This is a genomic window from Shewanella sp. SR43-4, from assembly GCF_014163845.1.
In the GTDB taxonomy this organism is placed as follows: domain Bacteria; phylum Pseudomonadota; class Gammaproteobacteria; order Enterobacterales; family Shewanellaceae; genus Shewanella; species Shewanella vesiculosa.
The window spans coordinates 13970-27030 of record NZ_JACJEB010000006.1; the positions used below are offsets into that span (position 1 = coordinate 13970).

The following is a 13061-nucleotide window of genomic DNA, read 5'->3' on the forward strand; positions in this document are numbered from 1 at the left end:
CCCAGTTCTTAACACAGTTTTTAATACAGAGGATACCGACATGGCGTTATGGGGCGGAAGATTTCAAGGTGAAACCAGTGCACTTTTCAAGTTATTTAATGACTCACTGCCGGTTGATTATCGCTTATTTGAACAAGACGTTGTTGGATCAATCGCATGGGCTGATGCTATTGCCAGCGTAGGCATTATTACTGCTCAAGAATGTACTGATTTAAAAGCGGCCCTCAATGAATTGCTGGTGGAAGTGGGTAATGATCCCCAAGCTATCATCAGCAATGGCGCAGAAGATATTCACAGTTTTGTTGAACAAAAGCTGATTGCTAAAGTCGGTGATTTGGGTAAAAAACTCCATACAGGCCGTTCACGTAACGACCAAGTCGCTACCGATTTAAAACTGTGGTGTAAAAAAGAAGGTGCAGCGCTGCTAGCGCGTTTAGGCACATTACACGCAGAATTAATTGCCCTTGCAGAGCGTGAAGTCGATGCAGTAATGCCTGGTTATACTCATTTACAGCGCGCACAACCAGTCACTTTTGGTCACTGGGCGTTAGCCTATGTCGAAATGTTCGAGCGTGATATTAGCCGTCTGCAAGATGCATTGGGGCGTGCCGATTCATGTCCATTAGGTTCAGGCGCACTTGCTGGTACCGCGTATCCTATTGACCGTCACGCACTCGCAGCAGCATTGAACTTTGCCCGCCCGACATTAAACAGTTTAGACAGTGTGTCAGATCGCGATCACGTGGTTGAATTATGTAGCACAGCGTCTATCAGCATGATGCATTTAAGCCGGATGGCCGAAGACTTAATTTTCTTCAATTCTGGTGAAGCTAATTTTATCTCGTTAAGCGATCAAGTTACCTCTGGCTCATCATTAATGCCACAAAAGAAAAACCCAGATGCATTAGAGCTTATTCGTGGTAAAACCGGCCGTGTTTATGGCAGTTTAATGGGGATTCTCACTACCATGAAAGCCTTACCTTTGGCTTACAACAAAGACATGCAAGAAGACAAAGAAGGCTTGTTTGATGTGGTCGACAGCTGGGCTATTTGCCTAGACATGGCTGCATTAGTGTTGTCGGGCTTAACCGTTAACCGCCCGCAAGCTTTGGTCGCGGCGCAGCAAGGTTACGCTAATGCCACTGAACTAGCCGACTACCTTGTGGCTAAAGGCATGCCATTTCGTGAAGCACATCATGTCGTCGGTGAGGTGGTGGTATTTGCCATTGGTGAGCAAAAGCCGATTGAAGACTTAAGCGTGGCAGAGTTGCAACAATTTGCTAAAGTGATTAGCGATGATGTGTATCCAAACCTTACGATTGAAGCGTGTTTAGAAAAGCGTGATGTATTAGGCGGCACCGCCATTAATCAAGTACAAGCCGCCATAGCGGCTAAAAAAGCGTAACCAATCTCATAAGATGAAGTGAGCAAAATAATCTGGCGGTTTGTCTTTGGCAGACAGTCTGTAAAGCTCTATGGATGCAAGTCTATAGGGCTTTTTTATGTCTAACACTGCTTATAGATAACCAGCATTTGGGATAAAAGTGCAGCTTATCTATTATGTTTTGATCTGAGTCAGCGTAAATATCAGCAAATTTTTTGCACATACTTTGATTCTTGAGCATCTCAAACAGGTGAACTAAGTTTTTATCTAATATTGGAGTAAAAGCTTAAAACATATGTGTTAGTGCTTACTGCCATTGTTAAATCCTTGTTATCGCCTATTGGTAAGATCTGCTCTCGATATCGACCACTTATCGATTGTTTTAATTCAAACACTCGGGTGTTTTTGGTGTAAAAATCTTGATTTTTAAGAGTTGCATTGTTTTATTTCTGCTCTATGTTGATGTTGGTGCTGGAGTGAAATGCATCAATTCGGTAACAAAAATATAAAAAAACACGCACACGGCGCAGGCTGATGTAGCGGAAAATATAAGGATATTGCGATGAAAAAATCTCTATTTTTATTATTAGCGGGTTTATTAACTGGTGCAGCACAAGCATCTGTGGGGGGATACCCTGTGGTGTTAGTGCACGGCTTTCAACCCGATAACTTACAAAGCAAACCGACTGGGGAGAAGGTAAGCGAAAATGGTGGCCAATATTGGGCACAGTATTGGCGTGATCGCGCAGACGAACGTATTGATTGGCCTTCGCAAGAGCGCATTGCCAATAAAATTACCAGCCAATATGTATGGCCTAAACTACAGCAATTATCGCGTTCAGGGACATGTGACAGTGGTTGTGTATTTGTCACCCATTCTACTGGTGATTTAGTTATGCGCTATATTATTGATAACCAAGCACTATGGTTACAAAATGCCGGTTTAAAACCGCTTAATATTGTCGCCACATTTGATTTTTCTGGTGCCGGCGGTGGTGTTGAGCTGGCAGATTTAGCCGCGAATGTTGCCAGTGGCTCAGGTTTACTGGATAGCACATTAAAACTGGCAGTATCACTATGGTTAGGTGAACTGCCGTCGTCATCCAATATTGGGGTATTGAATGACTTACGTGTAAATACTGCACGTCAATTGGCCGCGTTTCCTGACAGTCGAGTTCCACGTTTGCGTTTTGCTGGTGCAGGTTCTGACTTTCTCGGTGTCACGGGGGCATTTTTACCCGGCGAAGATGATGGTGTTGTTGCCAGTCACTCGAGTTGCGGTGCTGCATCAGTTGGCAGTTACAGCAGTTGCTCACGCAGCGTGGCATTTGATGGCAAGCTCACTTCAACAAATGGCCCAAGTGGATTTATGCCTTATCACTATCCGATGTTAATGAGTAAAGGGTATAGCCATGGCGATACCATTTTAAATAGCGCTAAAGATGAAGTGACTTCTGCTAATAGTCGTGCCAATTATCTCAATGGCGATAACTTACAATTCAGCACCTATGATGAAAAACGTGGCTGGTGGATATTTAGTTCGCGTTATAGATTGGTGAGTAATTCGAATAAAACCAGTATGTCAGCACTGGTATATCAAGCAGCTAATTAAGCGTATATGAAATATAAAAAACTCGCTATAACCATTACCCTACTTGTTGTAGCGGTAGGGTATGGGATATACCGCTATACCGCAGAGCCGACACTTAAGCCGTCTCTGGCGGTTGCTGTAGCGCCGGTTGATCTTGTGTCTGTTCAGTCCAAGGTGCCCTCGATGAAGCCAAAGCAGATAACCGTAGTTGAAAAGCTGCCTCAATCGATCAGCGACAGCTTTCAGCTTATGGCTCAGGCTTATGCTAGTGACCTAACTTTGCCCGCTTATTCGATACCACTGTCAGCTAATGACAGTACCTTGCTTAACCCTAATGCTTATATCCCACAAGCGGTTTTACTACAAGATGGCGCCAGCGCCAGTATCGTGTTACCACAATACCGCTTTAGTTTTCCAGAACCTGTGGTGGTAAAGCTTGAAGTAAAGGGATTAGCGGTTAATGGTGCAAGTGTATCATTACGCAGCGAGCTTGCAGGTGGAACAGATGTATTAGTCGCTAAAACCATGCTCGGGAGTGATGGAGAATGGGCGATAACTCTTGATGCCGAAGAGGATTGGGATGGCCCAATAGAGATCAGTGTAACCTTTAGTGCTAAGGGCAAAAAGCAAACGCTAAAAACCGGTATAGAATATAGTCATCCTACTGCAACCATAACTGGAGTCGGGGATATTCGTGCTGAAGGCAGTGATATGTTGATCCCGGTTAAAGTGGATGTCGAGCTAGCGGGCTACTATCGTTTACGTGCTAATTTATATACAGCAGATAAGCAGCCGATTGCCTTGCTAACTGGCTCAGACAAGCTGACACAAGGTTCAGTGGTGTTGGATCTTAAAGCCTATAAAGAAGTGTTTGCACAATATAAAGGCCCTTATGTTCTAAGCACATTTGTATTGGAGCGTCGTCCAGCTGTGCCCGGTGAATTAACTCAGTACGGCCATAGTGAGGAACCTGCCTATGAGCTAGGTGACTTTGCCGTTGAGTCGTTATCTGATGAGCCATGGCAACCCGATGAGCAAGAAATGCAGCGACTTGAGTTTTTGCAAAAAATGGCAGGAGACTAAGGTTTAGCCATTGTTACTTACATTATCTAAAAAACCGCATTAGTAAATAGTGCGGTTTTTTTGTGTCTAAATAACGTCAAATGAGCCATGTATGCAGCATGAAATTGTGCAGGCAATCCGATTATTTTCTTCGTTTTTTCAATAGTTTTAATGTATTTTTTTTAATCAGTTCTATACTGAAATTGGCTTCACTGTCTATTCAAGCAAAGACACTTTGATGACAAAAAATCGATATTAGGAGGAGATATGTTTTTAGATTATTTTGCGCTAGGGATTTTATTTTTTGTAGCAATATTTATTTTTTACGGAATTATTGCGATTCATGATATCCCCTATGAGATTGCGAAAAAACGTAATCATCCACAGCAAGATGCACTGCATATTGCTGGTTGGGTAAGCTTATTTACTTTGCATGCTATTTGGCCTTTTTTATGGATTTGGGCCACATTATATCGAGAAGATCGAGGTTGGGGGTTTAGTGATTCGAGAAAGCGAGAATTGATACTCGAAGGTGAAGTTAAAGAACTAATGAATCATGTCACTGCGCTAACGGAACGTTTGTCGCTATTGGAGCAACGTTCTGTGGTTACGACTCCTGCCGTTTCAGGTGAACACTCACAAGAGGCATAAGCATGGACTTACTACTCATACTGACTTATACCGCATTTTGTATCGCAGTTTTTAAAGTCTTTAAAATTCCATTAACTAAATGGACAGTGCCAACAGCCATTCTCGGCGGCATTGTATTAATTGGTGCGTTATTAATGTTAATGAATTACAACCACCCTTATTCGAAGTTTGCCCGCGAGTATTTTGTCACTATTCCGATTGTGCCTGTGGTTAAAGGATTAGTTATCGAAGTCAATGTTAAGCCAAACACACCAGTTAAAGAAGGTGAGGTGTTATTTAAAATTGACCCTACACCTTACCTTTCAATCGTTAAGCAAAAACAAGCGGCCCTAAAAGAAGCTGAGCTGCAAGTGCCACAATTGGAAGCCGCTTTTCAAATAGCGACGGCTAAAGTTGAACAAGCAACAGCAGATAAAGATCGTACTGAATCAGCTTATCGTCGTTATGAAGACGGTCGCAAAAAAGCGGGGCGTAATTCACCGTTTACTGAGCTTGAGCTCGACAATCGTCGCCAGTTATACATAGCCTCATCAGCGCAACTTGATGGCGCTTTAGCTGAGGGGCTGCGAACTCGTTTGGCATATGAGTCAAATATTGATGGTGTAAACACCAAAGTAGCAGGCCTACAAGCTGAACTCGCCAAGGCTGAATATGACTTGCAGCAAACAGTCATCAGAGCGCCTGCAGATGGTGTTGTGACTCAATTAGCGCTGCGAAAAGGCGCTATGGCTGTGCCTTTACCTTTGCGCCCAGCACTGACGTTTATTCCAGATGAGACGAGATATTTTGCTGGCGCTTTTTGGCAAAACTCATTATTACGTCTTAAAGAAGGCGATGAAGCTGAAGTGATAATTGATGCCATGCCTGGGCAAGTGTTTCAAGGCAAAGTTGCCAAAATCCTCCCTGCAATGGCCGAAGGTGAGATCCAATATAGCGGTAATTTACTCTCATCAAATAAGTTGTTTCAACGTGGTCGAGTATTGGTGTTGATTGAGCTCGAAGATGATGCACTAAGACAATCGTTACCCGCCGGTGTAGCAGGGCAAGTGGCCATTTATACAGATCATTTTAGCCATGTAGCGGTAATGCGAAAGGTATTGCTAAGAATGCAGGGTTGGTTAAATTACTTGTTTACTGAAGGGCATTAACCTTGGCTTTATGAGGTTTATGGTTTAAAGGTTGTGTTTGCTGTACTTGGTTTCTGTTGCCGTATTTGGCGCAATCAACCGCCTGACTTTTTACCGACAGCATCCTCTATAGTGGTCCGCAATATGCTGGCAATGCTGATTGCCTTAGATAACTTCTTTATCGTGTTGGTATAAATTAAGTGATTGATTCATTAGTTCAAGCAATGGCAATGATGAGGTTAAATGGGTATAAAAAAGCCCAGTCATTATGATAAAGACTGGGCTGTTAGTGCAGATAAATTATGCTTTAGTTAACGCGCTTTTCACGTCGCTAGGTTTCATCGGAATTTTACGTAAACGCACACCAACTGCTTGGTAGATTGCATTGGCAATCGCTGGCGCAACAGGAGTTACCGCCGGTTCACCTAATCCAGAGGGTGGCATTTTGCTCGGGATAAACTCGATTTTAACGTCTGGCGTTTGACCTAAACGCAGCGGGGTATAAGTATCGAAGTTTGAGTCTTTATACTGACCATTAAGCAGTTCAGTACCTTCATACAAGGCCATCGATAATCCCCATAATGCCGCGCCCTGACACTGAGCTTCAGCGCCATTAGGGTCAACAATAATACCAGCATCGATAGCTATATACAGTTTCTGAACATTGACAATACCGTTGCTTTTGTCGACATGAACTTGTACTGCACACGATACCCATGTTGGCATGTCACGCTCTTGGCCAAAGGTTGATGCAATTCCAAGTGCTGTATCTTTGGCTTGTGGAGTACCCCAACCAATCATCTCAGCAGCTTTCTTAAGTACTGCGGCTTGGCGAGCCGCGCCACCTTCAGCAACGGGTGTGCTACCAGCATTTCGGCCTTCGGCAATAAGCATGTCTAGGCGGAACTGCAATGGATCTTTACCCGCGTGATGTGCCGCTTCATCCATAAAGCTTTCAACAGCCCAACCTGTCCAACCTGGTCCAACTGAACGTAACCAACCTGGTCTGAAGGTCGCAATCGCAAGATCATTGGATACCGCACGTACTTTTTGAGCTCCAACAGTGTACCAATGGTCTGCGCCGGCAATCGAGAACGGATCATACGGTTCACCATTGGTGCCTTTAGGCATAAATCCTGGGGCTAATACTTGAGTTGGCCAACCTGCTGTTGCGTGATGTTCCATTGCGGTAACCGCTTTTTTGTCATCAAATGCCATTTTTAGCTGTTGAACTGATGCAGAACGCGCGCTATCAAATAACATGTCTTGTGGACGCATCATCACCATTTTAACCGGTTTACCGCCTAATGCTTTAGAGGTCAACGCCGCTGGAATGGTGTAGTCGCCGTTAAGTCTGCGGCCAAAGCCGCCGCCTAACATGTAGCTACGAATAACAATGTTAGCTTCTTCTTCACCTAATGCTGTTGCTAATACGGGTAGGGTAAGTGATTGCCACTGACAACCTGAATGCACTTCCCATATACCGTCTTGGTTTTTAAATACCAAGGCATTAAGCGGTTCCATTTGCGCATGTAATACCGTACTGGTGATATATTCTTCTGCAATAGTGCTTTTGGCACTGGCAAATGCTGGCTCAGTGTCAGCATTGCCCGTGTCTAAAATACTGCCTTTGGTTTGATCGCCAAGTAATTTTTGACCATGAGCAATGATGTCTGCTTCAGACACGTTGGCCGTTTTACCCGCATCCCATGTAACCTTTACCAGCTTCGAGGCTTTTTGGGCCGCATTGAAGCTGCTGGCGATAACCATTAACCATCCTGGCACACTGCCACTGGCATCATCTAGTACGATAGTTTGTTGGTAACCCTTTACTGCTTTTGCTGCAGAGTCGTCAAACTTAACCACTTTGGAGCCATAACGTGTAGGAGGCAGAATAGGGTTGGCGTACACCATGCCATCAACTTTCGCATCGATACCAAAGATGGTTTTACCATTGGTTTTGTTGGCGATATCAAGAGACGTTACCTGTTGACCAACAAGTTTAAGATCGGCATTAGGTTTCAGCGGCAGGGTTTTCAGTTCTTCTTCAGTAAACTGACGCGTTAAGCCCATGGTGACTAATTCACCGTAAGATAGCTCGCCTTTAGTTGAGATAATTTTACCGTTACTGGCTTTACAGTCTTTTGCAGCGATGCCCCATTTTTTAGCCGCAGCTTCAATTAACGCTGTACGACCAGCAGCACCTGCTTGACGGTACACAGGCCAACTTTGCGAAATAGACCAGCTGCCACCCGTAACCATGTAACCCCAGCGTGGATCACTGTCGACATGGATAATTTCAATATCATCCCATGAAGCTTCTAGTTCATCAGCAAGAATACGAGCAATAGCAGTACCGACATGTTGGCCCATTTCTGAGCGCATAATGTTGACTTTAATTTTGCCGGCGGTATCGATTGAGTACCATAAAGACGGTTCGTAAATGTCGCCTTCACTTGGTAATACTTTACCGTCAGGGCTAGCCGGATCCATTGCCGCCATTAAATGGCGAGGAAAACCAAAGCTGACACCTACCGCTGTCATGGCAATTAAAAAACCGCGGCGGGTTATCCCAGCCGATCCACGTTTAGGCAGTCTGCTCATCGTTGCTCTCCTTGATTGCGTTTGCTGCTTCATGAATGGCGCTACGAATACGAACGTAGGTCATACAACGACATAAGTTTCCGCCCATCACAGCGTCAATGTCTTTGTCTGAAGGCTCTGGAATGTCTTTTAGTAGTGCTGCAGCTTGCATAATTTGGCCCGACTGGCAGTAACCACACTGTGGTACTTGCAGTTTTTGCCAAGAAATTTGCAATGGATGATCGCCCTTTTCAGAAAGCCCTTCAATCGTGGTGATTTCAGCTCCTTCAACTGACGATATCGGGGTTATACACGAACGTGTCGCTCGGCCGCCAACATGGACGGTACAGGCACCACAGGTACCAATACCACAGCCAAATTTAGTGCCTGTCATGTCCAGTTCATCACGAATAACCCACAGTAGAGGAGTATCACTCTCTACGTCGGCAGTCATCGGTTTGCCGTTTAAAATAAATTTTGCCATTGTCACTTCTCCAGTGAATTAGTGCTCAAATCGGGGTTGATTGCGGATCTCGCCCACTTTTTGTTGTAGTTTTGGCCAGGTGTTTTCCCCAGCTGCTTGACGCAAATAGGCTGCTATTGCGGTAATATCATCATCGTTAAGTGCATCGCGGAATCCTGGCATTACAACGCCGCTAATCCCTTGGTCGCTGCGTACGCCATCCAGTATTACGTTAATTAGGTTGCTTGGATCATTAAGATGTGTTGCTGAGCCAATAGTAATCAATGGTCGCCCTTTCACTAATTGGTCGCTGTTGTAGTGGCATGCTTGGCAAGCCGTCGCATATAAACGTGCACCTTGATCAATCCGCTGATCTGGTTGTTGATCTTGTGCCGCTATTGCTGCCTGTAAGGTGCTACTTGAGTCAGGCTCGTCGGTATTATTGGTACCGGCAATCTCAGCAAAGTATCCACTAATGGCTTCTATGTCACTGTCAGGTAGAGCTGACAGACCTTTGTGCATAACCGGCGCCATTGGGCCTGCCGCACTACCATGGTAAGGCGAGTTACCAGTAGTAAGATATTCGTAAAAGTCTTGCGCGCGCCATGGCAGAGGTGAAGTACTCGTTGATGTTAATGATGGTGCTATCCAGCCATCAATGGCAGCCCCTTGATACATTTGTGCATATTTTTCGCCGCCCAACGCATTACGTGGTGTATGACATGCACCACAGTGAGCAATACCTTCAGCTAAGTAAGCCCCACGGTTCCATTCTGCAGATTGCTGGCTGTTGATCTCAAAAGGTTGGGTGTCAGCAAACAGCAGTTTCCAACCCGCTTGAAACCAGCGGATGTTGAGTGGAAATGGAATACCGTTGTCTTTTTTGGCTTGGTTAACTGCCGGAACTGACGTCATGATGTACGCGTAAATCGCGTTTATGTCATCGTCGGTCATTTTATTAAAGTGTTCATAAGGGAACGCAGGCAATAAATGATGTCCATCGCGGCTCACACCAGTGCGCATGGCTCGAGCAAAAGCGGCTTGCGACCAGCTACCAATGCCTGTTTCGACATCAGGAGTGATGTTACTTGAGTAAATGGTGCCAAAGTCAGTATGCATTTCATAGTTACCAGCATAGGCGGTGCCACCAGGTGGTGTATGACAAGTACTGCAATAGCCTGCTGCGGCTAAGACTTTACCTTGTTCGATAACGTGTGGAGAGTAATCTGTTTGAGTAGGTTCGACGGGATCAATTGCTGGGTGCCAAGCATATATACTGAATATACCTAATCCAACAATAGCTGCGCCACATACGCCGTAAACGATGCGCTTTAGCATATAACATTGCCTTATTTTAAATAAAAAATGATATTAGAGAAGGGAATATCTCATTTAACATTCCCTGTTCGACTTTGTATTATTATTGTGATTGGTCAAATATTAATCCTAAGCAAGGGATAGCCCTTTGTCCAGCATTGATAATGACGGATCTTGTATTGCATTAGAATAAAATAATACAGCACTGTGCTGATAAGTAACATTGAGTACGGTAAAAAAAATATTATAGTTAATTTTATGTTAGTTAACCGTTTTTTAGGTTTACTCTATGTTGCGTTAATCATAGCGTTCTATGACAAATGTGACAGGTACAACAAGATTGATGAGCGAGTGGACGTGCGGTCTTAACCCCCCCCTATTTTCTGACTTACTCCTTTATATATTATGCAGCCTTCATTTGCCTATGACTGACTTGTTCCATGGTTATATAAGGTCGTAACCATGTGATTACCTCTAAGGTGGCTTGTTTCAAGGCGGTAATTCTCTTAGCAACTCAGCCTTTCACCTAGATATACCATTGTGGCAATGGTATCGCTAAGTGGATAAAGCGCTTTTAGATTGCCGATCCAGAGTTATTATTAAGCCTGATTGACATTCTACTTGTAATAACCGAGTACATTTAGGATAATTAATGCAAATCATTATCATTTGCGTTAATCGGCCTAGGATTGTATCAAATGGAACTTGTCAGTGTCTCTTCTTTATGGCTTGGTTGTTTGTTTGCCTATTTGGCATCTGACAAACAGCAGCTTATTAGTTTGCCTTTCCCTAAATTATTGGCTTGGAGCTTGTGCTGTTTAGCGGTGTTATTTTCTGTGTGGGGATTTAGTCATACATACAGTGTATTAGTTGCCAGTTTAGTGGTGCTGATTTGCATGATGACCATGTGGATATTGCTGGTGCTGGTGGCCTCGCACTATAAAGGTCGAAGCATCTGGGTCAGTTCGCTAGGCTTTGCATTGTTTGTCAGTATCCTCCTTATTGGGGTTAAATAACCATGTGGCCTAAATCTGTTGCTGCATTTTTATGGGGATTAGTACTGGCCATCAGTTTAATGCTCATCGTCTTTCGGATATTGCCGGCTGCTGTTGATGTAAAACTATTTGTGGGGCTAATGCTGGGTTTTTGTGTGTGGGTTGGGGTGATGACATTTTGTTATAGCCGCAATAGTGCAAAGGCGGCCAGTGTCGTATGTGTAAAATGGCTTATGGCCAGTAACCTTATCAATGCGTTGTTATTTTTTTCTCAAACTTAAGTCATGAATACCTCAATGAAGTCTGATTATCCCGTTAAGCACAAGGTCATTAAAAATCTTATCGAAGCCCATAGCTGGCTTGGACTAATTATTTCACCGTTATTATTTTTGGTTTTTTGGGCTGGAGCCGTAACCTTATTTCACGATGAGATCACTCAATGGGCCGTCACCCCGCATCATCCAATTGATCCTACTCAAGTTGATATTCCTTTAGCAAAACTTGTCGAGCAAAAAAGGGCTGAATACCCAATGGATCAAACTGGCCGTTTTCGGATTAATATGCCGACCCAGCTAGTACCTTATTATATTTTTTACTTTGACAAAGTGAGAGACGATCCACAATCAGCATCTCAGTCAATGGCGATACTGGTTGATCCTAAAAGCGGTGAAACTGTGGCTGATAAGGATGACTTTTATTTATCACAATTTATTTACCGCCTGCATTACAACCTTGATCTGCCTGGCGGCAGTTATTTAATTGGTGTGGTGACGCTGATTTTTCTATTTGCGTTAGTCTCGGGTATTTTTATCCATGCGCGTAAATTACTGAAACATTTCTTTTTGTATCGTGTCGACAAACAACGCCGGGATAAATTACTTGATCTTCATACTGTTGTTGGGGTGATGACACTACCTTTTACTTTGATGTATGCGTTGAGTGGCTTGATCCTTAACTTGGCCATAGTGTTTCAGCTGGCTTTTGTGGTGTTTATTTATCAGGGCGATCGACAAGCTTTGTTTAATGATGCCGGTTTTAACCGTAGCAGCGAACCTCGCAGTGAAATGCCACTGAATATGAGCAATGCGTTTACCTTAATTGAACACACTACACAGCAAGCGAATTTTGAATTACGGAATATTATTTTCCACCATTACGGCGCCGATAATGCTCTGGTACAAGTACGTGGAACCGACACGGTTAATTTTGCCCAACGAGATGAAGTGACCTATCGGGTTCAGGACGGCACTGTGATGGATAAGGTTAATGCCGATAATTACAATGTGTTTCGTCAAGGTAGAGATGTATTAGTGACATTGCATTTTAGTAACTTTGCAGGCTTAGATATCCGTATTTTGTACTTTATTTTGGCGCTAGCTATCAGTGCCATGATTGTGACAGGCAATATGCTATGGATTAATAAACGCAGTGCTCAGCGCCAGTCTTCTGCACGCAGTATTGCTATCGTAACTGCCATGACGATTGGCGGCTGTTGTGGCATTATTGTGGCGACAGCAGTTGGTTTTTTGTGTGAACGACTATTACCCACAGCCTTAATAGGGCGAGGAGAATGGCTGGTGGGTTGTTTTGTAACGTCACTGTTGGCCGTCATGTTGTACAGTCTAAAAGTGAGTGATATTAAGCGTCATATCAGTCAGTTGCTGTTACTCACCAGTGGCATATTAGTCATCACTTTTGTGGCAGATTGGTTGTTGTTTTCTGAGCAAATATTAGCATTATGGCAAGGTGGTTATCATGGCGTCATCGGCATCCAAGTCGGCATGATACTGATAACAGCAGTGTGTTTATGGACCGCTAGTCAGTTAAGAGTATCACCTTGTTCGCTGCCAACAATGGCTAAAAATATCACAGCTGCCAATGGATAATG

General features: G+C 43.9%; 12 protein-coding genes. 9 read left to right on the plus strand and 3 right to left on the minus strand.

The window, feature by feature from the left end; genetic code table 11:
* The first annotated feature begins 40 nt into the window (after nt 1-40).
* The 6 genes from argH (at nt 41) to H5123_RS08180 (ending at nt 6010) form a co-directional block, all read left to right on the plus strand.
* The gene (gene argH / locus H5123_RS08155) at nt 41-1405 is read left to right on the plus strand and encodes an argininosuccinate lyase (protein WP_124018206.1); all 1365 of its coding nucleotides are present in this window, start codon (nt 41-43) and stop codon (nt 1403-1405) included.
* A gap of 541 nt (nt 1406-1946) precedes the next feature.
* Nucleotides 1947-2996: a hypothetical protein gene (locus tag H5123_RS08160; RefSeq protein WP_124018207.1), complete on the plus strand. Its 1050-nt coding sequence runs from the start codon at nt 1947-1949 to the stop codon at nt 2994-2996.
* 6 nt (nt 2997-3002) lie between these two features.
* The gene (locus H5123_RS08165) at nt 3003-4058 is read left to right on the plus strand and encodes a hypothetical protein (RefSeq protein WP_182697647.1); all 1056 of its coding nucleotides are present in this window, start codon (nt 3003-3005) and stop codon (nt 4056-4058) included.
* A 246-nt stretch (nt 4059-4304) separates the two neighbouring features.
* Complete coding sequence (locus tag H5123_RS08170) at nt 4305-4688, plus strand: DUF3302 domain-containing protein (protein WP_124018209.1); 384 nt, start codon at nt 4305-4307, stop codon at nt 4686-4688.
* Nucleotides 4689-4690: 2 nt separating this feature from the next.
* Nucleotides 4691-5836: an HlyD family secretion protein gene (locus H5123_RS08175; RefSeq protein WP_124018210.1), complete on the plus strand. Its 1146-nt coding sequence runs from the start codon at nt 4691-4693 to the stop codon at nt 5834-5836.
* Nucleotides 5837-5869: 33 nt separating this feature from the next.
* A complete protein-coding gene (locus H5123_RS08180) occupies nt 5870-6010 on the plus strand; it encodes a hypothetical protein (RefSeq protein WP_165870184.1) in 141 nt (46 codons plus the stop codon).
* Nucleotides 6011-6115: 105 nt separating this feature from the next.
* Here H5123_RS08180 and H5123_RS08185 read toward each other — a convergent pair whose 3' ends face one another.
* The 3 genes from H5123_RS08185 to H5123_RS08195 are packed head-to-tail and all read right to left on the minus strand — an operon-like array spanning nt 6116 to nt 10199.
* Entirely contained in the window at nt 6116-8419 is a 2304-nt protein-coding gene (locus H5123_RS08185) for a xanthine dehydrogenase family protein molybdopterin-binding subunit (RefSeq protein WP_182697648.1), read from the minus strand.
* Entirely contained in the window at nt 8403-8882 is a 480-nt protein-coding gene (locus H5123_RS08190; protein ID WP_101084828.1) for a (2Fe-2S)-binding protein, read from the minus strand. Before H5123_RS08190 ends, H5123_RS08185 begins: the two co-directional genes overlap by 17 nt.
* An 18-nt stretch (nt 8883-8900) precedes the next feature.
* Nucleotides 8901-10199, minus strand: a complete 1299-nt coding sequence (locus H5123_RS08195) for a cytochrome c (protein WP_124018212.1) — start codon at nt 10197-10199, stop codon at nt 8901-8903.
* A gap of 677 nt (nt 10200-10876) precedes the next feature.
* On the opposite strand from H5123_RS08195, the gene H5123_RS08200 reads away from it, so the two are divergent.
* Genes H5123_RS08200 through H5123_RS08210 form a run of 3 tightly spaced genes read left to right on the plus strand, consistent with a single transcriptional unit; the run spans nt 10877 to nt 13059 of the window.
* Nucleotides 10877-11194 (plus strand): hypothetical protein, encoded by a 318-nt coding sequence (locus tag H5123_RS08200; RefSeq protein ID WP_124018213.1) that lies wholly within the window; start codon nt 10877-10879, stop codon nt 11192-11194.
* Between the two features lie 2 nt (nt 11195-11196).
* Complete coding sequence (locus H5123_RS08205; RefSeq protein ID WP_182697649.1) at nt 11197-11454, plus strand: hypothetical protein; 258 nt, start codon at nt 11197-11199, stop codon at nt 11452-11454.
* Between the two features lie 15 nt (nt 11455-11469).
* A complete protein-coding gene (locus H5123_RS08210) occupies nt 11470-13059 on the plus strand; it encodes a PepSY domain-containing protein (protein WP_182697650.1) in 1590 nt (529 codons plus the stop codon).
* Nucleotides 13060-13061 lie beyond the last annotated feature (2 nt).

Excerpts from the sequence above, each read along its gene's own strand:
- argH (WP_124018206.1), top strand. The coding sequence starts at position 41 with ATGGCGTTATGGGGCGGAAGATTTCAAGGTGAAACCAGTGCACTTTTC.
- H5123_RS08160 (WP_124018207.1), top strand. The coding sequence starts at position 1,947 with ATGAAAAAATCTCTATTTTTATTATTAGCGGGTTTATTAACTGGTGCA.
- H5123_RS08165 (WP_182697647.1), top strand. The coding sequence starts at position 3,003 with ATGAAATATAAAAAACTCGCTATAACCATTACCCTACTTGTTGTAGCG.
- H5123_RS08170 (WP_124018209.1), top strand. The coding sequence starts at position 4,305 with ATGTTTTTAGATTATTTTGCGCTAGGGATTTTATTTTTTGTAGCAATA.
- H5123_RS08175 (WP_124018210.1), top strand. The coding sequence starts at position 4,691 with ATGGACTTACTACTCATACTGACTTATACCGCATTTTGTATCGCAGTT.
- H5123_RS08185 (WP_182697648.1), bottom strand. The coding sequence starts at position 8,419 with ATGAGCAGACTGCCTAAACGTGGATCGGCTGGGATAACCCGCCGCGGT.
- H5123_RS08190 (WP_101084828.1), bottom strand. The coding sequence starts at position 8,882 with ATGGCAAAATTTATTTTAAACGGCAAACCGATGACTGCCGACGTAGAG.
- H5123_RS08195 (WP_124018212.1), bottom strand. The coding sequence starts at position 10,199 with ATGCTAAAGCGCATCGTTTACGGCGTATGTGGCGCAGCTATTGTTGGA.
- H5123_RS08200 (WP_124018213.1), top strand. The coding sequence starts at position 10,877 with ATGGAACTTGTCAGTGTCTCTTCTTTATGGCTTGGTTGTTTGTTTGCC.
- H5123_RS08205 (WP_182697649.1), top strand. The coding sequence starts at position 11,197 with ATGTGGCCTAAATCTGTTGCTGCATTTTTATGGGGATTAGTACTGGCC.
- H5123_RS08210 (WP_182697650.1), top strand. The coding sequence starts at position 11,470 with ATGAAGTCTGATTATCCCGTTAAGCACAAGGTCATTAAAAATCTTATC.